Genomic DNA, 24,695 nt, shown 5'->3' with positions numbered 1-24,695 from the left:
ATGACATGAATCGCCGCAGCACTCTCTTGACGATCGTTGCCATCGGCATGCTTGCGCTTCATTTCACGGCGCAATCCGCCGCCATCGCCCGTCCCGACCTGAGACGCGAACTGCTGGAAATGAAAAAGAAGGATCAGGACGCGAGGGAGGAAGGGCTCCACGGCGGATCCCGGGATCTATTCCGTATCGATCAGGAGAATCTGAAAAGGCTGAAGGAGATCGTCGCCGCAGTGGGCTGGCCGACGACATCGATGGTGGGCGCCGATGGCAGCGAAGCCGCGTGGCTGCTCGTCCAGCACGCGGACAGCGATCCGGCGTTCCAGTTGCAGATGCTGACGACGCTGGAACCGCTCGTCCGCACGGGCGACATCTCACCCAAGGATTACGCGTATCTCTACGACCGCACGCACAAACCGCAACGCTATGGTACGCAGGGCGAGTGCGATGCCAGTGCGGTATGGCATCCGCGTGCCATCGAATCCGGTGCGGACGTCGACCGGCGCCGGGTTGCGATCGGCCTTCCCCCGATGCGGGAATATAACGACGTCATGAACAAGGTATGCGCAGAGTTCATGGCAAACCGTCATTGATTCAGTCACACCGGCCACGACGAATGAGATACGTACTCGAAGTATTCGATGAAGCAAAGGAACCGCACAAGACCACGGCCGAGTATTACGGATACGCGGCGTTACTGATGGGAACGGCTCCGGCGCTGTTGAACAGGACACTCGCGAAATCGTTGTGGCACCTTGGCGCCGCGTTCGCGCACAAGCAATTCAAATTCTATTTCGACGCGCGCGGCATGCCCGTCGGGATGGTGACGTGGGCCTTCCTTGCGCCCGACGTGGAAGACCGGTTTCTCTCGGGCGACGATCCGCAGCTCCACTTGAGCGAGTGGAACGAAGGGGATAGCCCGTGGATCATCGACTTCGTCGCGCCGTACGGAAATCTCAAGCATATCCTCCGCGATCTGCGCGACACGGTATTCGCCGCCCACGACGGCGTGATTTACTCGCGGCGCAGGAAAGGTGCGGTCGTGACGAAGCAGATCCAGGCCAGCCCATTTTCCTACTTTTTCAGGAACCGCAGGAACGCCTCCTGACCAGCCTACCGCACGACTTTTCGACAAATCTCCGACATCAAACCGTCATGCTGCCAGTTCCGCTCAAACAACTCCTGCCCGATTCGTCGTTCGTGAATTTCGAAGTGCGCCGGTTGGCCCGCCCGCGGATCGAATGGGTCGGCCCGGACGTGTCGGCAAGCTTCGATCCACTGGATTATGCCTGGTGCAAGCCGCTGGAGTCGGAAGATCCGTCCTGCTATCTGGACGAGGCGACCTTGGCGGCCGGAGAGCGGTATGGCGGCGAAGCGCTGGAAGCGAACGGGGGCGGCGTTCGCTGCGGAATCGTCGGCGATTTCCAGATCAAAGGCATCGGCAAGAATCAGCTTGCCGGAAAATCGACCGACTTTTGGCACAGCCATGGCGCCGCATCGCTGGAGGAGGCGATACAGGAAGCGATCTGGGGTGAGGTGTGCCAACTTGCCCTGCCGTACGGCGCAGCCCGGGTGAACGCGATCATCACGACCGGCACGATGGCGCCGGACCGTTCGTTCACACGCCACGGGACATCTTCCCGGGCGCTCATCGTGCGCGACCAGGCGCTTCGTCCCGCGCACTACATGCGCGCGATTTTCTTCGACCAGGATCCGCACGCGCCGGGTCCGCGCCTGAGCGACGTCGAGCGGACGAAGCGGGCGATTGCCGCGCTGCCGTCCGGGCTCGCGCAGTGCCTGTTCCCGGACGACCAGGCGATTGCCGGACTGGCCGACCATCATGCGCTCAACGCACACCTCATGGAAATGGTGCGCAGGTTCGCCGTGCAGGTGGCGGCGGCGACGGCAAAACGCATCGTGCACGGCACCCTGAACGCGTCGAACTGCTGTGTCGACGGGCGCTGGATCGATTTCGGGACAATATCCACGGTCTCGGACTACGGCCGGCTCAGGTTCGCCTCTGCCCCGTACTCCGAGGTGACCACGCAATACGGAAGCCTGGGTTCGGCGCTCCGCGACCTTTTATTCTACGTAAAAAAGTATGCGCCGGGCCACATCGCATCGAAACTCGTCGGTCTCGGCGAGCTGGAAAACCATCTGGCGCGGACTTACGACACACGCCTGCGAATGGAAATGGTGAAGCTCACGGGCATCCCGGAACCGGCGCTGAACGACATGCCCAGGCCGCTCGTCGACCGGGCGTTCGACGTGTTTCGACGCATCATGAGGGCCGGGAACAACCAGCCGTTCATGCTCGATCCGCCCGACTGGCGCATGCCCGAAGTCATGGGCGAGCATAATTTGTGTGTCCTGCTGCGCACGATCGCCTGTTGCGCCGACAAGGCGCAAGCGCTGGAAGCGGTCGTGACGGAAAACGCGCCGGCGCAACATGTGCAGGACCTCGTCGACGTGTATTTCGACCTGAGAGACCGGTTCGTGCGGATGTCCCCGCCGGGCAGCGCCTGGGACACGGCCTTCGTGGCCCTGAACTGCATGCGCAAGAACATCGACATCGACGAATTGTACCGGACCGTCCTGGAGCAATCGATTTCCGCCCTGGTGAAGTCCCGCGGGGACATTCCGGCCTATATCGGGTCCATCGTACGGAAGGCGTCGGCGGTGCTGTCCGATGAGTCGGACGCGGGACTCGATCTCTCTTATTGGTGCAACCGCCCTGTCGTACTCTCCCGCGCGACCGGCTTCACCGAAGACGGACGCGCAGTGCCCGCCGAGCGGATAGTCGGGTGGCTCGAACAGTCGGCCATGGCCGGCCGCGCCGCCACCTTGTTCCAGCAATGTGTCGAGCGACACGCGCAGCAATGAAGCGTTCCGGGCGCCGCTGCAATCGACACATCGCCCGGCCAGATCGAGATGGAGCGCCATGTTGACATTTACCTTGTCTTCCATTCCCCGTCCCAGGCTACTGCACTGGGTACCGACCCTGTACGCGACGATGGGATTTCCGAATATCTTCGTCGCATCGGCCGCGGCCATCATGTACCGCAACCTGGGCATGAGCACGGCCGAGGTCGTGACAAGCACGAGCCAGTTATACCTTCCCTGGGTCTTGAAGCCGCTCTGGGCACCCCTCCTCGAGGCCTTCGGCACGAAGAAAGGCTGGGTGGTCAGCATGCAGTTCCTATTGATGGTGTTATTCGCCGCCACGGCCCTCTTGTTGCGCACGCCCTACGCGCTTTCTCTCACGCTTGCGACCTTCTGGATGATCGGGTTTGCCTCGGCAACGCAGGACATCGCCATCGACGGCATTTTCATGGGATCGACCACGCCGGCGGAACAGGCCCGCTACGCCGGACTCCAGAATCTTTGCTGGAATATCGGGGCGGTCGCCGCGTCCGGCATCGTCGTTTCGCTGAGCGGGGTTTTGAAGACGGGTCATGACTTGAGCTGGGCGCAGTGCTGGGTGGCCGTTCTGGCGATCTGCGCCGTCCTGATGGGGATGTCGGCATTCTGGCATCTCAGGAATCTGCCGGACGTCCCCAACGCCGCGGGGGCCCGCAACGGCCTGCCGGCGGGCTTCGGGTCATTCCTCGCATCCTGGCGTACGTTTGTCGCGAAGCCGAAGATCTGGACGATGCTCGTCGTCGTGTTCGCCTATCGGCTCGCCGAGGGCTTCGTGGAGAAGATCGGGCCGATCTTCCTGCTGGACGGCAGGGATGCCGGAGGATTGGGCCTCGACAACCAGACGCTTGGCGCGATCAACGGCACGCTGGGTACCATCGCATTCATCGCCGGCACGATCCTGGCGGGTTTCGTCGTCTCCAGGATGACGTTGCGCCGGTCTTTCGTCGTCCTGGCACTTGCGCTGAACGTGCCCCATCTCGCCTATTACTGGCTCAGCGCCGACTTGCCGTCGAATCTCCTGATCATCTCCGGCGCGGTCCTGGTCGAAAAATTCGGATACGGATTCGGATCCGTCGGCCACATGCTCTATATGGTGCAGCAAGTCTCTCCGGGGCGCTTCCAGATGTCCCATTACGCCTTCGCGACGAGCGTCATGGCACTGTGTAAATGGGCCACCGGATGGGCGAGCGGCTTCCTCTTCGTGGCATGCGACCATAGTTACCGGTTGTTTTTCCTGTTCGTGCAGGTCGTCTCCGTCTTGCCGGTGGTGATAGCGTACTTTGCCCCCTTTCCGCGCAACGATAACGCGGCGGCAGCGGTGCCGAAGGAGGCCGCGCATTGCGAGAACGTATCGGTCCCGCATTGACCGCACGCGGGCCGAAAAAAATGGGCGCCACGCGGGCGCCCTGAAGTGATATCGAGAGTAAGTAAGTCGAGGCCGTGCTGATGGCCACCACGCCACCGCACGAGTCATTATCGTAACGCGCCGCAGCATGCCGCGCCCATCATTTATTCGCCATTTGCTATCGGTTTTTGATATAGGCGCCGCGGCCCCGGCGGGGCTGTCGTGACCCGTTGCCGGCACCGGCGCCGGCCCGGTGTACAATCCTTTGTTCCAGGAACACCTGCATGGCCGCAATCCGCGCCACTGCCGGGTTCCGGATACCGATCGTGCATCGACTATGAGCTGACATGGCCACCACCGGGACACCACTACGCCGCCACGCGGACCGCGACCGCAGCGCCCGACGCGCGCGGACGGCCTTTGGCGCGCCCCCGTTGACGCCATCCCCGTCGGCGCCGCCGCCCGGCCACAAGCCGGCGCGCCCGGCGCCCACAAGGCGCACGCAGGCCGCCCCGACCGCGGGAGCCGCGCTGCGCAACCGTACCGCCCTGCCCGGCCCGGCCGCGTCCCCGCCGGGATGACGCCGCACGCGCCGCCGGCAACCACCTCAACTTCCAAGATCCAGAACAACATGCAGACCCACTCGACAGAAGCAGACAACGGCCTCCCCCTCGACATGATCATCTTCGGCGGCATGGGCGACCTTGCCATGCGCAAGCTGCTGCCGGCCCTGTACATGGCCTTCCTGCACGGCAATCTGCCGTCGACGACGCGCATCCTGTCCACCGGCCGCCAGGACTTCACCCGCGAAGCCTACCTCGCCCATATCGAGGCGAACTCGCGCTCGTTCATCGCGGCCAGCAACTTCAACGAGAAGACGTGGGACGGCTTCCTCAAACTGCTCGAGTACGTCCGTCTGGACGTGCAGGCCGCGCCCGACTTCTCGGCCCTCGCGCAAGCCTCGCGCGCCGGCGCCCAGCGCGTGTTCTACCTGTCGACGGCGCCGTCGCTGTTCACGACCATCTGCGACAAGCTCGCCGCCAGCAACCTCGTCGACGCCAATGCCCGCGTCGTGCTGGAAAAGCCGCTGGGCACGGACCTGGCCTCGGCCATCGCCATCAACGAAGACGTCGGCCGTCACTTCGAAGAATCGCAGATCTACCGCATCGACCACTACCTGGGCAAGGAAACCGTGCAGAACCTGATGGTGCTGCGCTTCGGTAACTCGATCCTGGAACCGCTGTGGCGCGCGCCGAACATTTCCAGCGTGCAGATCACCGTGGCCGAGGAAGTGGGCGTCGGCAGCCGCGCCGGCTTCTACGATGGCGCCGGCGCGATGCGCGACATGGTGCAGAACCACCTGCTGCAACTGCTGTGCATCGTCGCGATGGAACCGCCGACCTCGCTGTCGCCGGATGCCGTGCGCGACGAAAAGCTGAAGGTGCTGCGCTCGCTGCGCCGCCTGTCGCTGGCGGACATCGCGCGCGACACCATCCGCGGCCAGTACATCCGCGGCGTCTCCGGCAACCAGGAAGTGCCGGGCTACCACGAAGAAAAGAACGTCCCGCAGGACAGCAAGACGGAGACCTTCGTCGCCCTGCGCGCCTTCATCGACACGTGGCGCTGGTCCAAGGTGCCGTTCTACCTGCGCACCGGCAAGCGCATGGCGCGCCGCTCGTCGAAGATCGTCGTCGAGTTCGCGAACCCGCCGTTCCCCCTGTTCCCGCAGACCGCCGGCGCCATCGCCAACCGCCTCGTCATCGAACTGCAGCCGGAAGAAGCGATCAAGCTGCAGCTCATGGCCAAGCAGCCCGGCAGCGGCATGGAGATGCAGCAGGTCGCGCTGAACCTCGACCTGCAGTCGGCGTTCCAGCAGCGCCGCGCGGAAGCGTACGAGCGCCTGCTGATCGACGTCGTGCGCGGCCGCCTCACCCACTTCATGCGCCGCGACGAGTTGGAAGCGGCGTGGGAATGGGCCGATCCGATCATCGAAGGCTGGCAGACCCTGGACGAGAAGCCGCATCCGTACGCGGCCGGCTCGTGGGGTCCGGCGGAGTCGTTCGCACTGCTCGCGCGCGACGGCCACAGCTGGGTCGAGTAGGCGTGTCGGGCGGCGCGCCCGTGCGCCGCCCTCCGTTTTAATCGTGCACAATAGCCCGCTAGCATCGTGCACGTTTCCAGTTTAGCGCTCCGCAAACGCGCGTGACTTTCCGGTCTGACGCGATTGGAGCCTGCGGATTGGTGGCGTAGAGTGCGGTGTCTTCCACTCTGACCTCGGACGAATCGCCATGCAGGCAAGCAACTGGAACACCGCGATGGGCGCGCTCGGTGCGCAGGCCCTCAAGAACATGGACCGCAGCCGCAAGGCGCGCGGCGAGATGCTGGAACGGGTGGGCTACGGCCCGCAGCAGACGCCGTCGACGGTCCTGCACACGGAACCCGGCCTGAACGTGCGCCGCTACGGCGCCCCGGCCGACATCGCCCCGAACGGCAGCCCGGCCGTGCTGATCGTGCCGGCCCCCATCAAGCGCCCTTACATCTGGGACCTGGCGCCCGACATCAGTGTCGTGCGGCGCTTCCTGGAGCGCGGCTACCGCGTCTACCTGGCCGAATGGGTGGCGCTGCCCGACACGCACGACCACTTCGGCCTCGACGACTACGGCGACCACCTCCTGGCGGCCTGCCGCCGGGCCATCGCGGCCGACGGCGGGCCCGACCATGTCGTCGTCGCGGGGCACTCGCTGGGCGGCATCCTTGCCGCCATCCACAGCTGCCTGCACCCCGAGGCCGTGCGCGCGACGATCCTGCTCGAATCGCCGCTGCACTTCACGCCCGCCTCGAGCTGCTTCGCGCGCCTGATCGACGCGACGCCGCACGCGCGCCCCATCGCGGACACGTTCCGCCAAGTGCCCGGCGTCTTCCTCAACATGATGAGCGCGATGGCCGAGCCGCAGGCATTCCAGTGGGAGCGCTGGACGGACCGCATGCTGTCGATGACGGACCCGCAGGCGCTCGTCACGCACATGCGCGTGGAACGCTGGACGCACGACGAGTTCCCGCTGCCGGGCCGGCTGTTCACGGAGATCGTCGAGTCGCTGTACCGGCACGATGCCTTCATGCAGGGCAAGCTCGCGCTCGGCAACCGCACGATCGGCCCGCGCGACCTGACGGCGCCGCTCCTGTCCGTCGTCGACCCGCGCAGCAAGCTGATTCCACCCGATGCGCTGGTGCCGTTCCACGAAGCAACGGCCAGCCCCCGCAAGCAACTGCTGCACTACGAGGGCGACGTGGGCGTCAACCTGCAGCACGTGGGCGTGCTCGTGGGGCGCAGCGCGCATGCGCGCCTCTGGCCCCAAATCTTCGACTGGCTGGACGGGAAGGACGCCGCGAAGACCTGACGACACGTAGGATGGGCTCCCCGAGCCCATCTGGCCGGACGCCCTTCGGGCCAATCACCAGCTCTTCGTCAGCGAGATCGACACGAACCGTCCGATCGCCGACGCGTTCTGCGAGTCCCAGGAGCTGGTACCGTTCAGCACCACCGGCGGCGCGCGGTCGAACAGGTTCTGAGCGCTCAACGCCAGCACGGTGCCGCCGAAGCCGTAGCCCACGCCCTTGTCGACCGCATAGGTCAACGTGGCGTCGAACGTGGTCATGCTCGGCACCTCGGTGTTCGGCACGAGCGCCGTATTGGTGTAGCTGCCGATGTAGTTGGCGAACATGTTCGCGGACACGGCGCCGGATTTCCAGCCAGCCGACGCGCGCATGCGCAGGCTGACCGGATTGCCGAACGTGTCGAGCACGTCCGTGAACGGCAGGCCGGGCGCGCTGGAGCGCTCCAGTTTCAGGATCTTGGCCACGTTCAGGCCGACCATCCAGTCGCCCGAGCCGGTCTTCATGACGTAGCGGCTGTCGAGATCGATGCCGTGCTGCCGGAGCGAGCCGAGATTGCTGCGCCGGCCGTCGATGATGACGCCGATATTGGCCGGATTCTCCGGCGGGCTTTGCAGGTTCGGGCTGCCGAAATAGGAATTGACGAGGGTCGCGGACGGATTGCGGATGATGTAGTTCGCGTACAAGGCCTCGTTGGCCAGCGCGCTGTTGGCCTGGATCGTGTCGATGCGGTCCGTGTAGTCGATCTTGTAGTAGCTGGCCGAGATGGTCATGCCGCGTACCGGCTTGATGTCGGCGCCGAACGACCAGGTGCGCGCCTTCTCGGGCTTCAGGCCGGGATTGCCGCCATTGACGTAGATACCGTGGCGCACGCCGCCCGGGGCGGTCGGATCGCTGATGTCCTGGACGAAGATGTTGGTGAGCGACAGGTTCGTATAGGAGCCGAGATTATCGACCAGCGACGGCGCGCGGAACGACGTGCCGTAGGTGGTATTGAAGCTGACCTTGTCGTTCACCGCCCAGGTCACGCCGACCTTCGGATTGGTGGTGCTGCCGAAATCGGAATAGCGCTCGTAGCGGCCGGCCACCGACAGTTCGAGCCGCTTCACCCACGGCGTGGCGGTAGGACCGCCGACGAGCGGCACGTACAGCTCGGAATACAGCGACTTCACGCTGCGGCTGTTCCGGAGTTCCGAATGGCGCGGCGCCGTCGTCGGCGTCGTCACGTTCTGCCACAGGCCCTGGTCGAAGCTGACGTGGCGCAGTTCGCTGCCCACCGCGAGGCGGGCATTGCCGGCACTCAGGCGGGCGATCGGGCCGTCGACCTTGAACATCAACGTGCTGTCCTTGTTGGTCGCGGTCTGGTCGCGGTGCGCGGCGAAATCGGCGAAGCCCGGGTTGGCGCCGGCCAGGGCGCTGAACGGATTGATGGTGCCGGCGGCGATGGCGCGGCCGACGTTGCCGGTGTTGATCAGGCCATTGCGGTGGACCCAGGCGTCGTTCTTCCCGTACGAGTAGGAACTGTTGATCTCCCAGCCATTGTCGAAGTCGTAGGTCAGCCCGATCGCGTTCTGGCTGTTGTTCTCGCGCCCGCCGATGTTCAGGTCCTGGTCGTCGAACAGGAAGCGGTAGGCCACCGTTTCGCCCGTGCCGGCCGGCGCGCCCGCCGGGCGCACATAGTACGGACTGGTGGCCGGCACGTTCAGATTGGCGCCCAGCGGCGCGGTGCGCTGGCGGTAGTCGCGCTGCGAGTACAGGCCCTCGTAGAACACTTCCAGCCGGTCGTTGACCTTGTGATAGGCGTTGGCATACAGCGTGTCGCGCTTCTGGTTCGGCAGGAAATCGCCCACCGTGCCCGCATCGTAGCGGTTGCCGCTGCCCTGGACCAGCTGCGACGGCGTCAGGCCGATGCCGTTCTGGCCGGCCGGGATCGCATAGATGTTCCGGCCGATCAGCACGTTGCCCGGCACGGCCTGGGTGGAGCGCTGGTCGGTGCCGCCGTACGGACGCAGATCGTTCGAGAAGAATGGCCGCGCGTTCGCGGCCAGGCTGCTGCGATCGTTGTGCTCGTAGGCGACGAACACGCTGCCGGCGTCCCACGTCTTGCCCAGCGTCTGGCTGAAGATCTTCTGGTTCATGCCATCCGCCCTGCCGTAGCGCAGCATGGTCTCGATCGCGTCCACGTTGCTGCGCGTGATGATGTTCACGACACCGGCCACGGCGTCCGAGCCGTAGATCGCCGACGCGCCGTCCAGCACCACTTCCATGCGCTGGATCGCGGCCGCCGGGATCTGGTTCGGATCCGCGAGCGACTTGATCACGCCGCTCGACGCAACGCGGCGCCCGTTCACCAGCAGCAGCGTGGCCTCGTTGCCGATGCCGCGCAGGTTGATGCCGGACGTGCGCGTGGTGTTGGCCGCCGCGTCCTGCGCGCCGCCCAGGCGGCTCTCGTCCGCGCCCAGGTTGATCACCTGGGGCAGCAGGCGGGCGATCTCGCTGCTGTCCTTGGCGCCGCTGGCGGAGATGGCTTCGCGGTTCATCGACAGCGACGGCGAACCGACGGCGCCGACGCCGCGGATGCTGGTGCCCGTGACGACGATCTGCTGCACCTTTTCGGGTGCGGCGGCGGCCGGCGTCGCTTGCGCGAGCGCGGCCTCCGGGATGCCTGCTGCCAGGCAGAAGGTCGCGAACGCGACGGCGGTCATGCGGAACTGACGGGTCTTGCGGTACGAGCGAGTCATGGTGTCTCCGTTTAGTTATGTTTTATATTCGTTCTACTATAAAACCATTTTGTCGGAAAAGTAAACACCGGGCGCAAAATTTCTGCGCGGCGAATGTGTATGCGTACGCGTGCGTGCGCCGGGTGTCGCGGGAAATCGGGAATGAAAGGACGGCGCCGTCAGCGCACAGCCGACGGCGCCGTCGATGAGGTGGCGCTCAGGGCGCCACGCAATGCGGCAGGGTCTGGCCCGGCAGCGCGAACGGCTGCAGGCCTGCGGACTTCAGGGTAGCCTGCAGCGTGCAGGCCGTATAGGGACGCAGGAAAGCCGGTGGCGCGTACGGAATGAAGCGCGCCTCGCCTAGGCCGGTCGCGCGCGCCAGCGCCGCCATGCCGGGCGCCGACGTATCCGGCCAGCGCCCGCTCTTGATGCGCGTGACCAGCGCATGCACGCCCGCCACTGTCTCCGCCGGCGTGAAGCCGCAATGGCCCGCGCTGTGCGTGTACGTCTGCCGCAGAAGCTCGCCCTTTCCCGCCCGGTCGACCGCGTCCTGGTAGGCCTGCTGCGCCGCCGTCGGCGAAATGGCGTCGCCGATCCCGGTCATGGTCAGCACCGGCACGGCGATGTCGCCGTCGAACGTCCCCGTCGCGAAATACGCGAGCGCCTTCGGATCGGCCGTCAGCCGCGGCGTCTTCGCGAGCGTGGCGAGGTCGGCGTCCAGCGACAGGCCGGCGTCGCGATACAGCCCGCGCACGAGGCCATCGCCGTCGGCCGCCGCCAGCAGCGCGCCGTAGTCGACGCCCGCGTTGGCGCTGATGTTCCCCCCGGCGAGCTTCTCGATCTGGTTGCGGCTGCCGAGCGCCTGGCGCACCAGGCCGCGCACGAGGCTGTCGGCGAGGCCGCGCGCCCGTGCCTGCGGATCGTCCGGCACGGGTTCCGCGTTGGCGGGAATCGACCACTCCGGCAGTTGCGCCACGCGCGCCGCCAGGGCGATGCGCGCCCGGCCGGCGGGCGTCTTCTCGGCTTCCGCGAGCATCGCGGTCCATGCCGGCAGCGCGGTCGTCTGCCAGTCGTCGGGGATGCCGGTCACCGGCAGGCTGGAATCCGGCGCCAGCAGCGCCTTCGCGACGAACAGCCCATCGAGCTTGCCCTGCCACTGGCCGATCGCCCCCGACAGGCCGCCGCATTGGACGAGCGCGCCGCGCCAGCGCTGCGGATACGCCTGCACCGAGACGGCCGCCGTGTGGCCGCCCTGCGACTGGCCGAACTCGATCGGCAGCGCCGCCTTGCCATATCTGGCCTCGACCAGGTCGAGCGTCTCGACCGCGTTGGCGGCGGCGCGGTGGATGGCCCAGCCGCTGACCTGGCGCGTGGTGCCGGCCAGTGCATAGCCCTCCGCCAGCAGAGCGTCGGCGTCGGGTCCGGGCGGCCGGCTCGCGTAATCGAGGCCGATCAGCACCGCGCCGTTCCAGTGCTGCGGCATGTCGATGCGGTACGGCGTGCCGTCCTTCAGCTTGCCCTCGGTACTCGTGTGCGGCGTGGCGGCGTGGGCGGCGCAGGCCAGCGCCACGCAGGTTGCCAGGAGAATGCGCTTCATACGGTGACCTCCCGTGCCGCGTGCGCCGCAAGGCGGGCATTGTTGCGGTCGGCGTAGTTTTTCAGGAACAGCATCAGGCAGGTGGAAAAGGCGGCCACGCCGGCCAGCGTCCACCAGCCGGCCGTGAAACCGCCCGACCAGTCGCGCAGCCAGCCCAGTGCCTGCGGGCCCAGGTAGCCGAAGATGCCGCCGCCGAGCGCCGTGATGCCCATCAGCGGGCCGACGTCGCGGCCCCGCATCAGTTCCGCCACTGTCGGGTACAGCTGGTTGGTCGTGGCGAGGCCGCAGGCGATCAGCGTGGCCGCCGCGACTTCGAACACCAGCACGTTATCCGACATCATCGCGAGCGAGGCCGGGATGCTCAGCGCCATCATGCCGGCCAGGACGAGCCAGCGGTTCAAACGGTCGGACAGCCAGCCGCACAGCGGGTTCACGACGATCGCGCAGATGTAGGCGATGCTGATCACCTGGGCCGATCCGGCCGCATCCATCCCGAACTGCGCCTTCAGCGCGGCCGGCAGGAAGAACGTCGCGGCGAAACCGCCCATGTTCGACAGGCCGAGCAGCGGAATCGTCCAGACGATGGGGATGCGGAAGGCCGAGAATGCGCCCTGGCGGTCACCCTGGGCGGCGCGCCCCGCCTGCACCACCTCGGGACGCTGGCGGTAAAAGCCCGCGAACACCAGGAGGCCGAGCAGCGCCATGCCGCCGAACGCCATGATCGCGTGGCGCCAGCCGAGGCTCACGGCGATCTCCGCGCAGAACGGCGCGCCGAGCACCGTCGCGAGCGAGGACATGGCGCCCAGCACGCCCATCGCCCTGCCCTTCAGATGCGCCGGCGCGGTCAGCGCGATCGCCGTCATCACGCAGACGAAAGCGAGGCGGTAGCCGAAGATCCACACGGCGCGCGCGGTGATCGCCTCGCCGAAGTTTTCGGCCAGCGACAGGCCGAGCAAACCCAGGGCGAGAATGGCGAGTCCGGCGCACATCACGCGCTTTTCGCCGTAGTGCTTGGCCAGCATGCCGGCCGGGATGCTGACGACCAGGGCCACCAGGCCGTACACGCCGGTAAAAGTGCCGACCTGGCTGAAACTCATCGCGAAGTCCTTCTGGATCGCGGGCAGCAGGGGCGCGAAGCCCAGGCTGGACATCTGCATCGTCATCATCGCGAAGACGACGGCAAGGTAGAACACGACCCAGCGCGCCTGCGGGGCGAGCCTGGGTACGGTATCGTCGGCCATCATGGTGTGTCTCCTCCGTTTTTATTCATCAGATCACGCCGTCGCGCGCCAGGGCGGCGATGCGTTCGTCGTCCAGGCCCAGCATCTGCCCGTACACGTCGCCGTTGCTGGCGCCGAGCGTCACGGCCGGCTTGTCGAATCCCGTGAACGCGCCCGACATGCGGATCGGCAGGCCGCCGACGACGATGTCCTCCACCGCGCCATAGACCGGATGCTGCAGCTTCGCCGTCTCGCCGCGCGCCAGCAGCGTGGGATCGCGCAAGGCCTCGGCCGGCTCGCGCACGGGGCCGTTCGGCACGTCGAAGTCGGTCAGCCGTTCGGCCGCCGCGTCGGTCGTCATGGTGCGGGTGAACGCGCTCACCATGTCGTGCAGCTCGACGTGGTTGCGCACGCGTGCGTCGCGGGTGGCGAAGCGCGCATCCCGCATCAGGTCGGGCCGGTCCATCGCCTTGAACAGGCCGGACACGAAATCGTCCTTCGGCGCGCAGATCGCGATGTAGCCGTCGGACGTGGGGAACACGCCGAACGGGGCGAGGCGCGCCATGAAATTGCCGGCGCGGGTCGGATGCCCGAGTTTCGCCATGATCTCGAACGGCTCGGCGGCAACCAGCGACGACAGGGCACCCAGCAGCGACACGTCGACGTGCTGGCCCCGGCCCGTGGCGCGCGCCTGCATCAGCGCGGCCAGCGTGCCGATCGCCGCGAACAGCGGCGCGGACAGGTCGCCGAACGGGATGCCAGTGCGCACCGGCGGATCGCCCGGATTCCCCGACGCCAGCATCATGCCGCTCATCGCCTGCACGATGTTGTCCATGGCCTTGTTCTGGCGCGGCTGCACGTTCGCGCCGAAGCCGCTGATCGACGTGAACACGATGCGCGGATTGACTTCCGCGCACGCCCGGTAGCCGATGCCGAGGCGGTCGGCCACGCCGGCGCTGTAGTTCTCGACCACGGCATCCGCATGTTTCACCAGGTCGAGGAACAGCGCGCGGCCCTCGGGGTGCTTCATGTTGAGGGTCACCGCTTCCTTGTTGCGGCCGCGCTCGAGCATCGCCAGCGACAGGTCGTCGTCGTGCTCGCGCGTGACCTTCAGGCCTTCGCGTCCCAGATACGGCGAGTTGGTGCGCGCCGAATCCGGATTGCGCGGGTTCTCCACCTTGATCACGCGGGCGCCGAGGCCGGCCAGGATCAGGGTCGCGTACGGCCCCGCCAGCGCGGTCGTCAGGTCCAGGATCGTGATGCCCTCGAGCGGGCGGGGGAGCGTCGTGTCTTCGCTCATGCTGTCTCCGTTGTTGTCGAACCGCGCAACAGGCGCTGCTCTATGAAATCTTCAACCTTCTTCCGCATGGCCGCGTCGTCCCACATCCGGGCGTCGACCATGTTGGCGTGCAGCTCCACGACCGGGATGCCGGCCCGTTCGAGCGCGACTTTCGTCAGGCGCGAGCCGAGGGAGCCCATGCGGTCGTGCTTCGGCACCAGCATCACGGCGCCGTCGGCCCCGTAGGCGCGCGCCTGTTCGACGATCCAGTCGCCCATCCACGGCGGCACGTGCAGCTGCTCGTTCATGCTGATGTGGCGCGAGGCCAGCGCGCGCAACGCGTGCGCCGGGTCGTCCCGGAAATAGCGGCGGTAGCCGTCCGACAGGAAGTTCGAGTACATGGTCCACACGAACACGGCGCCGTACTTTTCCTCGAACGCGCGGTAGAAGCCCGTGTTGAACCACAGGCCGTTGCCGACCCAGAGCAGGCGCAGGCGCTCGTCCGGGCACGCCGCCGCGCCCTGCGCGATCAGCGTGCGCAGTTCGTCGCGGAACGCCTTCAGGTGGGACACGGACCAGGCGCTGCCCCGGTCCCACGTCGGCGCCATCACGTTGGCCAGCTGCTCCGTCAGCGGCACCGGCAGCGGACGCGCACGGGCCAGCATGTCGCGGATGTCGGCCACGATCTCGCCCGCCTCGTTAATGCGGTGCATCTGGCGCATGAACTCGAGCGGTTCGAAGCTGCGGCCGGACAGCGTCTCGGCCGTCCGGATCAGTCCTTCCAGCTGCTCGACCTGGAAGTCGAGGCGGTGCGGCTCGTACAGGGTTTCCCAGTCGCGCAGGCCGCGCTCCCACCAGCGCGGGCCCAGCGCCGTGCTGGAGCTGGCGTCCAGGCCGAACACGGGCACGCCGCCGTAGGCACGCGACCACAGTTCGCCGATGCGCTGGCCGTAGTCGTCGCGAAAGCGGGACAGGATCATCATCGGCTTCGGCAGGCCGCCGTACGGCGCCCGCTCCGGATCGCCGTCCAGGGTGCTCATCAGCGGCAGGCTCGTATAGCGCGGCAGGCGGTCGTGGAAACCGCGCGCATCCATCTGCTCGAAGTAATACGGCGACAGCTGCTTGGCCGCGATGATGGCCGAGTACCAGACGACGGGCGTCACGTGGATGTCCATCGCATGCAGGATCTCGGCCGGCGCCACCGCGTCCGAGATGACGTACGGTTCGCCGTCTTCGAGCACGCGGCGGCGGAACGCCTGAAATTCTTCCTTCTGGTGTGCGTTGGCCGCCAGCGTCGACGCGAGGCGGGTGGGGACGGGACGGCTCATGGGCGTATGCTTTCGATCAGGCCGGCCAGGACGGCGCGCTGCGCGTCCCGGTCCGGCGCGTGGTAGGACTGGCGCGCCAGCAGCGCGTGCGGCAGGCCGAGCGCGGCGAGACGGTCGACCTGGCACGGCGTGTCCCAGCCGAACGTGTCGTCGAATTCCTCGTGGTAGAACAGCACGCCCTGCGTCCCGCTCTCGGCCAGCAGCGCCAGCCACGCGGCATCCTCCGCCGCCTGGGGATACGAGCGGATGGTGGGCACGCGCGACTGATAGTGTCCGGCCAGCGCGGCCAGCGGTTCCGCCGTCTCGTCGACGAGCCATTGCACGGTGCGCTCGCCGCCGAGGTGGTCGTCGGCCACGATGTTCGCGCCGAGCGACTCCGCCAGCGCGTACAGGACCGGCGTGTCCTGGCCATGGCCCTTCAGCAGCAGGCGCCGCGCCGGTGCCGCCTCGTCGCCGAGCGCGCGCACCGCATCGAGCCAGGCCTGCGGTTCCATCACGCGCGCTGCGCGCAACGCAGTCCACCACGTGCTGCCGCGCAGCCGACCGGCGCGCCGGCGCGCGTTCAGCGCGTGCAGCGCGCGCCGCTGTTCGTTGCCGAGGGCGATCGCGGCGCGCACGTCGTCGACCGAACCGCCCAGCCGCGCATGCAGCGCGCGGGTGCGGTCCAGCACGTAGCGCGCCGTCGCCCAGTTCGGCGTGTTCAGCACGTCGTACAGCAGCAGTTCGGGAAAGCGCCGTTGCGGCTCCAGCCGGCGCAGTTCGAGCAGGCTGTAATACAGGTACAGCAGGCCGTTCGACGCGCGCGGGATCACGACCAGGTCGGCCACGTCGCAGCCGCCCCCGCCGATCCGGTCGAACAGCGAACGGATCTCGCCGTCGTATTCGTCGTCCAGGTACAGGTCGGACAACGGCGCCGGCAGCGACGGATCGCCGGCCAGCTGGAACGCGAACGCGCCGCCGGCGCGGATCAATTCCACCGGGACGGAGGTGCCGAGGTACGCGACGACGCGTCGCCCCTGCCCCTTTGCCGCATGCGCCGCGGCGAACGGCTGGGCGCATGCGCTTTTCAGGATGTCGGCCGCGCTCATGCCATCTCTCCCATCGGATCCTTGCCGCCCGGGGCGACGACGACGCGTTCGCCCTCCCAGCGGAACACCGTGTCCATGCCGGCCGCGCGGCCGATATCGGCCAGGTAGGCGGCCACCGCCTGCCCTTGCGCCTCGTTGCCGAGTACACGGGGCGCGCCGTCGTCTCCGATCCAGCACGGCCGGAAGCCCGCGCTCACCTGGCCGTCCGGCCCGATGCGGCAATCCGCGATCATGGTGTTGCGCGACTCCGGATGGAACGGATAGCACGGCATGCCCGGATCGGGCACGAAACCGAACAGCTTGCGGCGCCGCTCGGCCCACGCGAGGCGCGCCGGGTGGTCGTTGCCTTCCACGTTCAGTGCGCGCGTCACGGTGACGAAATTGCCGAGGCCATGGAAGATCGGCCTACCCTTGTAGAATTCGATGCCGCGCGCAATGTGCGGATGGTGGCCCACGACGATGTCGGCACCCGCCTCGATCGCGGCGCGCGCCACCGGGCGTTCGTACATCGCCAGCTGCGCCGGCGTGTGCACGAGCCCCTTGTGCAGCGAGACCACCACGATGTCAACCTGCCGGCGCAGCGCCACGATGTCGGCCTGCATGGCGTCCAGCGTCGCCGGGACCGGGAACGTGAATGCCTGCGGCGGACCGCCCGGATTGGCGCCTTCCGGTTCGTAGTGCGAGATCACCTGGACGTACGCGCAGCCGCCCTTGTCCGGGCCGGCCCACGACAGGCGCGGTCCGACGCAGTTATAGGCCAGGAAGCCGAAGCGCAGCCCGCCCCGCTCGAGGATGGCGGGCAGCCGTGCGCCCGCGAGATCCACGCCGGCCCCGAACGGCGCGATCTCGTGCGCGTACAGGCCGGCGATGGTGTCGGCCACGCCCTCTTCGCCCTGGTCGTAGATATGGTTGCCGGCGAGGCTGGCCGCGTGGAAGCCCGCCCGCGCGAGGCTCGCGAGTTTGGCCGGGTCGCCCGCTTCCGCCGGCACGTCGCCGGATTGTTCCTTGCCGCGCAGCGTGTACGGCGTCTCCACGTGCCCGACCACGAGGTCGGCGCCGCGCAGCACGGCGCGCGCATTGTCGAAGAAGCGGTCCGGATCGGGTTCGTCCAGCACCAGGTCGCCGACCATCAGCAGGGAAAGGTCGTTCATGACGACGCCCCCGAAGGCGACGACACCAAGGGCAGCACCAGCTGCGACGGATGCGCGCGGTCGAACCACACGGTCCACGTCGGCGCCGGCGCATACGTCTTGCGCAGTTTTTCGCGCGGGTCGGCGCCGGTGACGGTCAGGCGGTAGCGGTGCCCGGCCTTGAACACCCACGACACGGGCAGCAGGTCGAACACGAAGCGCGCGGCCTGCCCTGGCACCAGTTTCTCCACGTCCGTCCTGGCGAAGCTGTGCCAGGGAATGCCCGGCAGCGCGAACGGTGCCGGCGCCAGCTTGCGGTGGCGCGCCTGCAGCCGGCCTTCGCTGACCATGGCGATGGCGCCGTCCGGCGCGATGTCCTCGAGGTAGGCAAACAGGGGACCATCGTCCACGCTGGCCGACAGCCACAGGTCGGCGACCGGGTGGCCCGTCAGTTCCATGTCGGCCGCCAGCGGCGCGCTCGTGAACGTCAGGCCCTTGTCGTCCTGCGGGCAGGTCGGACCGAGGCCCGTGCCGCGCGCGCAGACAGGCTGGTAGTCGACCTTGAACGACTGCTTGCCCGGTTCCGGTTCGCGCATGCCCAGGCTGCCCGCGCCGAGGAAGGCTTTCGCCGGATGGCTGGCGGGCACGGGCCACGCGTCGGCCGTGCGCCACCCCGCGTTCACCGTTTCGTAATGGATGCGCGGCTCCTGCATGATGCCGTTGTCGGCGCCCTTGAGCCAGTGGTCGAACCAGCGCAACGCCTCGGCGGCCATCGAAAAGTCCTTGCTGTGGCAATGGCCCCAGTCGCCGACGATCAGTTTCGCCGGCTGCGTCAGGTTGGCCAGCGCGATGAACGCCTGGGCGCGGAAGTCGTCCTGCCAGCCGCCCTGGATATAGACCGGCACGCCGGATTTGCGCACCGCGTCGCCGTACGTGGCGATACTGCCCTCTTCCCAGAACGGCGTGCCGGTCAGTGGCGAGACGTCGTCGCGGTTCGGCATGCCCGACCACAGGTCCAGCAGCGGCGTGTTGCGCGCATGATCCCGCACCGCCTCGTGCAGCAGGGTGCGCGTGGCGTCGCCGTCGACCGGGATCGCGGTGCGCAGGTCCTGCTCGACGCTGGACTGCGGACCGGTCCCCCAGTTGGCCAGTACGCCGCCGCGTCGCCCGCCGCTGTATTTGTCCCAGTTGAAGCAGCCCGCAAACACCGCCTTCAGGGCCGGGTGGGTCTTCGTGGTCAGGAAGTGCATTGCGGCGTCGCCCGTGTTGGAGCAGCCGAACACGCCGACCGCGCCCTGCGACCAGGGTTGGGTGGCGGCCCAGGCGGTCAGGTCGTAGGCGTCGCGCGCCTCGGTGCGGTCGTGGTAGCCGCGCCGCGTGCCGAACGAGGCGCCCAGGCCGCGCCGCTCGACGACCACGAACACGTAGCCGTAGCGGGCCAGGTTGATCATCTGCGTGGAAAACCCGCCCGCGCCCGAACGGTCGTCCGTCTCGGACGGGCGGCTGCGCGCCGCGCTGGCGTGCAGGATGACCGGGTAGCGCCCCGGCGTCTTCGGCCGGTACACGTCGGCGGCCAGGCGGGTGCCGTCCGACATCGGGATGTAGAACGAGCTGCGCTCGACCTCGTGGACGGCGGGCGGCAGCGGCGCGCCGAACCCGGCGGCGCCGGCCGTCCCGGCCGTCAATACCAGCGCGCAGACTATTCCCTGCAGTGCGCGGCGCATCGTTGGTGGCATTGCTGTCTCCTGCTGCTTTTGATTTTTAATGCTTATACTTTATAAGTAATCTCATCGAAAGGCAAGCATGTTTTTCCAGGTTCCTCCGACGCGGCTTAAGGTGTACTCTATGTATTGTTTATCTATCCCATTTATTCATAAATATGATCGATAGTAAAGCGGAAACCGGCGCCTGCACGAACCTGACGATCCGCCAGCTGGAGGTGTTCGCGATGGCGAGCCGTTGCGCGAGCTTTTCCGCGGCCGCCCGGCGGCTCGGGATCTCGCAGCCGTCGCTGTCGGCGACCGTGGCGAAGATCGAACAGCAGCTGGGACTGTCCCTGTTCGACCGCAGCAGCCGCTCGCTGCGCCTGACCGTCCAGGGCGAACGCCTCGCCGTGGTGGCGGAAGACCTCGTACGCAATTTCGAGCATGCGATGCGCGGCATCGGCGACGCCGCCAATACGCACCGCGGCAGCACCTCGCTGGCGGTCGTGCCGTCGGTGGCGTCCGGCCTGGCGGCGCAGGCGCTGACACTGTTCTACCGCGACTATCCGGACTTCCAGGTCAGCCTGCACGACATCCCCAGCGCGAAGGCGGCGGCCTGGGTGCAGGACCGGGTGGTGGATTTCGGCGTGGCCGCACGGCCCACCGAGCCAGGGGATCTGGTGACGGAATCGCTGCTGCACGATCCGTTCGTGGTGGTGTGCCGGCCCGAAAGCGCGCTGGCGGCGCGCAAATCGGCCGGCTGGGGCGATCTGGCGGACGTCCCGCTGATCCTGGGCGGCACGGGCCGGCTGCAGCGGGACGTGGAACACGCGGCGCTGCAGGCCGGCGTGACCTTGCGTCCGCGCTTCGTCGTCGAGCAGATCCGCACCGCGCTGGCGCTGGTGGGCGCGGGCCTCGGCGTGACGCTGGTGCCGCGGCTGCACCGGGAGGAAGCGCTCCAGGCTGGCCTGGCGGCGCTGCCGGCCCGCATGCCGCTGGCGCGCGAGCTGGTGATCGTGCGGCGCGCCGACCGGGTGCTGTCCGCCCCGGTCGAGCACCTGATCGAATGTTTTCGCCGCGCCGCGCTCAGCGTGGCGGCAGACGCAGCGCCCCGTCGAGGCGGATCACCTCGCCGTTGAGCGACAGATTCGTGACGACGTGGGCGGCGAGGCGCGCATATTCCTCCGCCTTGCCCAGCCGCTTCGGGAAGGGAATGGATGCGGCCAGCGACTGCTGCACCTCTTCCGGCAGCTTGTACAGCAAGGGCGTCATGAACAGCCCCGGGGCGATAGTCACGACGCGCACGCCGAACTGCGCCAGGTCGCGCGCCAGCGGCAGGGTCAGCGACGTCAGGCCGCCTTTCGACGCCGCGTAGGCTTCCTGGCCCACCTGGCCGTCGTACGCGGCCACCGACGAGGTCAGGATGATGACCCCGCGCTCGCCGTCTTCCAGCGGTTCCGTCCCGACCATCGCGGCCGCGGCGAGGCGCACGACGTTGAACGTGCCGATCAGGTTGACCTGGACGATGCGGCTGAAGTCCTCCAGCGGCATCGGGCTACCGTCGCGCCCGACGAGGCGGCGCGCGCCGCCGACGCCCGCGCAGTTGACCAGGATGCGCGCGCCGCCATGCGCGTCGGCCGCCGCCCGTAGGGCCGCTTCCACGCTGGCGCTGTCGCAGATGTCGCAGTGTAGCGCGAGTCCGCCGACCTCCCGCGCCAGCGCCCGCGCGGCCTCGATATTCACGTCGAGGATCGCCACCCGGGCGCCCTGCGCCGCCAGTTCGCGCACGGTCTGGGCGCCGAGGCCCGATGCGCCGCCCGTCACGAGGGCGGCCTGTCCTGCCAGTTGCATAGTCTCTCCTTCAGTTGTCCGAATCCGGGTTCTCGAGCAGCAGCGCGATGCCCTGCCCGCCGCCGATGCAGGCCGACGCCACGCCGTAGCGGCGGCCGGTCTCGCGCAGGGCGCGCGCGAGCGTGATGGTCAGGCGCATGCCGGTGGCGGCGAGCGGGTGCCCGAGCGCGATCGCGCCGCCGTTCACGTTCAGGCGCTCCTCGTCGAGCCCGAGCTCGCGCGCGACCGCGAGCACTTGCGCGCCCTGCGCCTCGTTGATCTCGAACAGCCCGACCTGGTCCAGGCGCAGGCCGCTCCGCTCCAGCAGCAGGCGGATCGCCGGCGCGGGGCCGATGCCCATGATCTCCGGCGGCACGCCGGCGACGCCGCAGGCCAGCAGGCGCGCCAGCGGCGGGCGGCTGCGGCCGCGCATGACCTCCCCGCTGGCGACGATGGCGGCACCGGCGCCGTCGACCAGCGCCGCGCTGTTACCGGCGGTCTGTACGCCGCCCGGGTAGAGCGGGCGCAGGCCCGCCAGCACCTCGACCGACGATGGCCGGACGTGCGTGTCGATGGTCAGTTCCTTCTGTTTGCCGGTCAGGCGGAGGGTGCGCCGCGCATAGCCTTCCAGGTCGAAGGCCTCGTTGACGACCGGGACGATCTCGCCCCCGTGAAAGCCGCGCGCCTGGGCGGCGACCGCGCGAGAAAAACTGCGCGAGGCGTAGGCGTCCACTTCCTCGCGCTTGACGTCGTAGCGCACCGCGAGGTTTTCCGCCGTCTGCGGCATCGTGATGCCGGGCGCCGGATCGATCAGGGCCTCCCACATGTAATCCTGGAACTCGACGGGCGCGCCCAGCCTGAAGCCGGTGCGGTGGCCGAAGGCCGCGATCGGGTTACGCGTCATGTTTTCGGTGCCGACGACCAGCGCGGTGTCCGCGTAGCCCAGCTTGATCTGGTCCGCAGCCTGGCGGAACAGCTCGAAGCCGGTGCCGCAAATGCGCTGCACGTTCAGCGCCGTGACCTGCTGCGGCACGCCGGCGTACAGGCCGATGTGGCGCGCGATCATGTATTGGAAGCAGTCGCCGGGCGCCATGTTCCCGGACAGGACGGAGCCGACCTGTGCCGGGTTCACGCCGGCGCGTTCCAGCACGGCGCGCGCCACCTTGATGCCGAGATCGGTCGGCGAGACGGCCGAAAAGCCGGTGCAATAATCCACGAAGGGCGTGCGCACGCCGTCGAGGATCCAGATATCGTCGTAGGCGGAGTAAAGGCTCATGTCGGTTTCCCGCTATCGTTGGGTTGGATGAAGGACGGCGCGGTGCCGGCGTACAGGGCCTCCACCAGCGCGGCGCGATGGGTCAGCACCGCGCGCTGGTTGATCGATCCCTTGTCCGTGATTTCGCCGCGGTCGATGTTCGGCACGTCGTGCAGGAGGCAGGCGCGCCGCACGCGCGTGGCGCTGCCGCTGCCGCCGTCGTGCAGCGTCTGCACCAGGTGATGGAAGAAGGCCAGCACGGGCGGCGCGGCCAGCACGTCGGCGACCGGTGCGGATTCCGGCAGGCCCGCGAGTTCGCGACACAGCGGCAGGCGCGGGATGATCATCAGGCCCAGCTCGTTGCGGTCGTGCCCCGTGACGACGGCATCCTGCAAATAAGGTGCACCGGCCCGGATGGCACGCTCCCGGAGGGGCCCCACGCTGACCCAGGTGCCGGTGGCCAGCTTGAAGTCCTCGGCCACGCGGCCGTCGAACAGCAGGCCCAGGTCCGGCCGCGCCGGGTCGCGCCACTTGACCGCATCGCCCGAACGCAGGAAGCCTTCCTCGTCGAACGCGGCGGCGCTCTCCTCCGGCGCACGCCAGTAGCCGGGCGTGACGTTCGGGCCGCGGTAGCGCACTTCCAGCTTGTCCCCTTCCCGCACCAGCTTGACCTCCATGCCGGGACACGGCGTGCCCAGCTCGCCCGCATGCGCCTCGTTGTCGAGCACGAACATCGCGCACGGCGCCGTCTCGGTCATGCCCAGGCCCGTCGTCATGACGATACGTTCGCCGCATTCCTGTTCCGCGCTCGCGTGCAGCTGGTCCCACACCGGCTGCGACAGCGCGGCGCCGGCATAGAACTGCAGTTTCAGGCGGCTGTAGAAGCGCTTGCGCAGGTCCGGGTCGCGCGCCAGTGCGTGCGCGACCTCTTCCCAGCCTTTGGGCACGTTGAAGTACATGGTCGGCGCCACGTCGCGCAGGTTCTCGAGCGTGATGCCGATGTGCTGCGGGGTCGGCTTGCCGTCGTCGATGTACAGCGTGCCGCCATTGAACAGGACCAGGTTGACGTCCTTGCTGCCGCCGAACGTATGGTTCCAGGGCAGCCAGTCGAGCAGCACGGGCGGCTCCTCGGCCAGGAACGGCCAGCACTGCAGCAGCATCTGCTGGTTGGCGCACAGCATGCGCTGCGTGGTGATGACCGCCTTCGGCATCCGCGTGGAGCCGGACGTGAACAGGAATTTCACGATCGTGTCGGGCCCGGTCGCCGCGCGGGCCGCGTCCACCGCCGCGGTGGGCGGCGTCGCGCGCAGGCTGGCGAACGGCGTCGCGGCGCGGCCGGGGACGGCGCCCTGGACGAGCACCAGCTCCGTCTCCGCCGGCACCGCGGCCAGGATCGCCGCCGCGTAGGCGTTGCCGTCGCAGGCGAAGACGAGCCCGGGGCGCAGCAGCTCGACCACGTGGCGCAGCTTGCCGAAGTCCTGCGACTGCAGCGAGTAGGCCGGCGACACGGGCGCATAGGGCACGCCGGCGTACTGGCAGGCGAGTGCCAGCTGCGCGTGTTCCAGGTCGTTCCCGGACAGGACCAGCACCGGGCGCTCGGCCGACAGCCCCCGCTGCAGCAGGGCTTCGCCGAGCGCGCGGGCACTGTCGCAAGCGGCGCGGTAGCTCAGGTGGCGCCAGGCGCCAGCCTCCTTGCGCGCCATGTAGCTGCGGTCGGGCGCCGTCTCCGCCCAGTGCAGCAGACGATCGGTGGTGCGTGCCGCATACGCCTGCAGCGGTGCGCGCGCACGGACATGGACCGCGTCCGGCGTTTCCCGCACTTCCACCGCGGCCCGGGCGAAATGCACCGGGCGGTAGCGAGCCTGGTTCGCCATGATGTCTCCTTGTG

Annotated in this window: 19 protein-coding genes; 8 read left to right on the top strand and 11 right to left on the bottom strand. The window is 68.1% G+C overall.

Annotated features, from left to right (window positions below; all coding sequences use genetic code 11):
- Positions 1-5: 5 nt before the first annotated feature.
- The 7 genes from ACL58G_RS18350 to ACL58G_RS18320 all read left to right on the top strand — a co-directional run bounded on the left by ACL58G_RS18350 (position 6) and on the right by ACL58G_RS18320 (position 7,662).
- On the top strand, positions 6-590 hold the full coding sequence (locus tag ACL58G_RS18350) for a DUF6624 domain-containing protein (RefSeq protein WP_413341249.1): 585 nt from the start codon (positions 6-8) through the stop codon (positions 588-590).
- 23 nt (positions 591-613) lie between these two features.
- On the top strand, positions 614-1,105 hold the full coding sequence (locus ACL58G_RS18345) for a toxin-activating lysine-acyltransferase (protein WP_440962716.1): 492 nt from the start codon (positions 614-616) through the stop codon (positions 1,103-1,105).
- Positions 1,106-1,152: 47 nt separating this feature from the next.
- Entirely contained in the window at positions 1,153-2,880 is a 1,728-nt protein-coding gene (locus ACL58G_RS18340) for a hypothetical protein (RefSeq protein ID WP_440962715.1), read from the top strand.
- Between the two features lie 58 nt (positions 2,881-2,938).
- Positions 2,939-4,285, top strand: coding sequence for an MFS transporter (locus ACL58G_RS18335; RefSeq protein WP_440962714.1), 1,347 nt, complete (start codon positions 2,939-2,941; stop codon positions 4,283-4,285).
- Positions 4,286-4,698: 413 nt separating this feature from the next.
- Positions 4,699-4,845: a hypothetical protein gene (locus tag ACL58G_RS18330; RefSeq protein ID WP_413385909.1), complete on the top strand. Its 147-nt coding sequence runs from the start codon at positions 4,699-4,701 to the stop codon at positions 4,843-4,845.
- Positions 4,846-4,895: 50 nt separating this feature from the next.
- On the top strand, positions 4,896-6,365 hold the full coding sequence (gene zwf, locus ACL58G_RS18325) for a glucose-6-phosphate dehydrogenase (protein WP_413385908.1): 1,470 nt from the start codon (positions 4,896-4,898) through the stop codon (positions 6,363-6,365).
- A 187-nt stretch (positions 6,366-6,552) separates the two neighbouring features.
- Entirely contained in the window at positions 6,553-7,662 is a 1,110-nt protein-coding gene (locus ACL58G_RS18320) for an alpha/beta fold hydrolase (RefSeq protein ID WP_440962713.1), read from the top strand.
- Between the two features lie 54 nt (positions 7,663-7,716).
- Here ACL58G_RS18320 and ACL58G_RS18315 read toward each other — a convergent pair whose 3' ends face one another.
- The 8 genes from ACL58G_RS18315 to ACL58G_RS18280 all read right to left on the bottom strand — a co-directional run bounded on the left by ACL58G_RS18315 (position 7,717) and on the right by ACL58G_RS18280 (position 19,755).
- Positions 7,717-10,398, bottom strand: a complete 2,682-nt coding sequence (locus ACL58G_RS18315; protein ID WP_440962712.1) for a TonB-dependent receptor plug domain-containing protein — start codon at positions 10,396-10,398, stop codon at positions 7,717-7,719.
- A gap of 196 nt (positions 10,399-10,594) precedes the next feature.
- A complete protein-coding gene (locus tag ACL58G_RS18310; protein WP_413385905.1) occupies positions 10,595-11,974 on the bottom strand; it encodes a hypothetical protein in 1,380 nt (459 codons plus the stop codon).
- Positions 11,971-13,218: an MFS transporter gene (locus ACL58G_RS18305; protein ID WP_413385904.1), complete on the bottom strand. Its 1,248-nt coding sequence runs from the start codon at positions 13,216-13,218 to the stop codon at positions 11,971-11,973. The genes ACL58G_RS18310 and ACL58G_RS18305 overlap by 4 nt, the downstream gene beginning before the upstream one ends.
- Positions 13,219-13,243: 25 nt before the next feature.
- A complete protein-coding gene (locus ACL58G_RS18300) occupies positions 13,244-14,494 on the bottom strand; it encodes a CaiB/BaiF CoA transferase family protein (protein ID WP_440962711.1) in 1,251 nt (416 codons plus the stop codon).
- The gene (locus ACL58G_RS18295) at positions 14,491-15,801 is read right to left on the bottom strand and encodes a 2-hydroxyacyl-CoA dehydratase (protein WP_440962710.1); all 1,311 of its coding nucleotides are present in this window, start codon (positions 15,799-15,801) and stop codon (positions 14,491-14,493) included. Before ACL58G_RS18295 ends, ACL58G_RS18300 begins: the two co-directional genes overlap by 4 nt.
- Positions 15,798-16,889, bottom strand: a complete 1,092-nt coding sequence (locus tag ACL58G_RS18290) for a 2-hydroxyacyl-CoA dehydratase (RefSeq protein ID WP_440962709.1) — start codon at positions 16,887-16,889, stop codon at positions 15,798-15,800. Before ACL58G_RS18290 ends, ACL58G_RS18295 begins: the two co-directional genes overlap by 4 nt.
- A complete protein-coding gene (locus tag ACL58G_RS18285) occupies positions 16,886-18,040 on the bottom strand; it encodes a CapA family protein (protein ID WP_413385900.1) in 1,155 nt (384 codons plus the stop codon). Before ACL58G_RS18285 ends, ACL58G_RS18290 begins: the two co-directional genes overlap by 4 nt.
- The gene (locus tag ACL58G_RS18280) at positions 18,037-19,755 is read right to left on the bottom strand and encodes a CocE/NonD family hydrolase (protein WP_440962708.1); all 1,719 of its coding nucleotides are present in this window, start codon (positions 19,753-19,755) and stop codon (positions 18,037-18,039) included. The genes ACL58G_RS18285 and ACL58G_RS18280 overlap by 4 nt, the downstream gene beginning before the upstream one ends.
- Before the next feature lie 143 nt (positions 19,756-19,898).
- Between ACL58G_RS18280 and ACL58G_RS18275 the strand changes: the two genes are divergently transcribed.
- The gene (locus ACL58G_RS18275) at positions 19,899-20,861 is read left to right on the top strand and encodes a LysR family transcriptional regulator (RefSeq protein ID WP_440962707.1); all 963 of its coding nucleotides are present in this window, start codon (positions 19,899-19,901) and stop codon (positions 20,859-20,861) included.
- On the opposite strand, the gene ACL58G_RS18270 is transcribed toward ACL58G_RS18275, so the two are convergent.
- Genes ACL58G_RS18270 through ACL58G_RS18260 form a run of 3 tightly spaced genes read right to left on the bottom strand, consistent with a single transcriptional unit; the run spans position 20,809 to position 24,681 of the window.
- On the bottom strand, positions 20,809-21,573 hold the full coding sequence (locus ACL58G_RS18270) for an SDR family NAD(P)-dependent oxidoreductase (protein WP_413385897.1): 765 nt from the start codon (positions 21,571-21,573) through the stop codon (positions 20,809-20,811). The genes ACL58G_RS18275 and ACL58G_RS18270 overlap by 53 nt on opposite strands.
- Positions 21,574-21,583: 10 nt before the next feature.
- Positions 21,584-22,828, bottom strand: coding sequence for a thiolase family protein (locus ACL58G_RS18265; protein ID WP_440962706.1), 1,245 nt, complete (start codon positions 22,826-22,828; stop codon positions 21,584-21,586).
- Entirely contained in the window at positions 22,825-24,681 is a 1,857-nt protein-coding gene (locus tag ACL58G_RS18260) for a feruloyl-CoA synthase (protein WP_440962705.1), read from the bottom strand. The genes ACL58G_RS18265 and ACL58G_RS18260 overlap by 4 nt, the downstream gene beginning before the upstream one ends.
- Between the last annotated feature and the right edge of the window lie 14 nt (positions 24,682-24,695).

Source organism: Massilia sp. GER05 (genome assembly GCF_052056005.1).
Taxonomy (GTDB): Bacteria; Pseudomonadota; Gammaproteobacteria; order Burkholderiales; family Burkholderiaceae_D; genus Telluria; species Telluria orientalis.
The sequence above is the reverse complement of the archived record's forward strand: the minus strand, read 5'-3'. Positions and strand labels throughout refer to the sequence as shown.

Bases quoted from the DNA above. Each gene is read 5' to 3' on its own strand.
- ACL58G_RS18350 (WP_413341249.1), top strand. From the start codon at position 6: ATGAATCGCCGCAGCACTCTCTTGACGATCGTTGCCATCGGCATGCTT.
- ACL58G_RS18345 (WP_440962716.1), top strand. From the start codon at position 614: ATGAGATACGTACTCGAAGTATTCGATGAAGCAAAGGAACCGCACAAG.
- ACL58G_RS18340 (WP_440962715.1), top strand. From the start codon at position 1,153: ATGCTGCCAGTTCCGCTCAAACAACTCCTGCCCGATTCGTCGTTCGTG.
- ACL58G_RS18335 (WP_440962714.1), top strand. From the start codon at position 2,939: ATGTTGACATTTACCTTGTCTTCCATTCCCCGTCCCAGGCTACTGCAC.
- zwf (WP_413385908.1), top strand. From the start codon at position 4,896: ATGCAGACCCACTCGACAGAAGCAGACAACGGCCTCCCCCTCGACATG.
- ACL58G_RS18320 (WP_440962713.1), top strand. From the start codon at position 6,553: ATGCAGGCAAGCAACTGGAACACCGCGATGGGCGCGCTCGGTGCGCAG.
- ACL58G_RS18315 (WP_440962712.1), bottom strand. From the start codon at position 10,398: ATGACTCGCTCGTACCGCAAGACCCGTCAGTTCCGCATGACCGCCGTC.
- ACL58G_RS18310 (WP_413385905.1), bottom strand. From the start codon at position 11,974: ATGAAGCGCATTCTCCTGGCAACCTGCGTGGCGCTGGCCTGCGCCGCC.
- ACL58G_RS18305 (WP_413385904.1), bottom strand. From the start codon at position 13,218: ATGATGGCCGACGATACCGTACCCAGGCTCGCCCCGCAGGCGCGCTGG.
- ACL58G_RS18300 (WP_440962711.1), bottom strand. From the start codon at position 14,494: ATGAGCGAAGACACGACGCTCCCCCGCCCGCTCGAGGGCATCACGATC.
- ACL58G_RS18295 (WP_440962710.1), bottom strand. From the start codon at position 15,801: ATGAGCCGTCCCGTCCCCACCCGCCTCGCGTCGACGCTGGCGGCCAAC.
- ACL58G_RS18290 (WP_440962709.1), bottom strand. From the start codon at position 16,889: ATGAGCGCGGCCGACATCCTGAAAAGCGCATGCGCCCAGCCGTTCGCC.
- ACL58G_RS18285 (WP_413385900.1), bottom strand. From the start codon at position 18,040: ATGAACGACCTTTCCCTGCTGATGGTCGGCGACCTGGTGCTGGACGAA.
- ACL58G_RS18280 (WP_440962708.1), bottom strand. From the start codon at position 19,755: ATGCCACCAACGATGCGCCGCGCACTGCAGGGAATAGTCTGCGCGCTG.
- ACL58G_RS18275 (WP_440962707.1), top strand. From the start codon at position 19,899: ATGATCGATAGTAAAGCGGAAACCGGCGCCTGCACGAACCTGACGATC.
- ACL58G_RS18270 (WP_413385897.1), bottom strand. From the start codon at position 21,573: ATGCAACTGGCAGGACAGGCCGCCCTCGTGACGGGCGGCGCATCGGGC.
- ACL58G_RS18265 (WP_440962706.1), bottom strand. From the start codon at position 22,828: ATGAGCCTTTACTCCGCCTACGACGATATCTGGATCCTCGACGGCGTG.
- ACL58G_RS18260 (WP_440962705.1), bottom strand. From the start codon at position 24,681: ATGGCGAACCAGGCTCGCTACCGCCCGGTGCATTTCGCCCGGGCCGCG.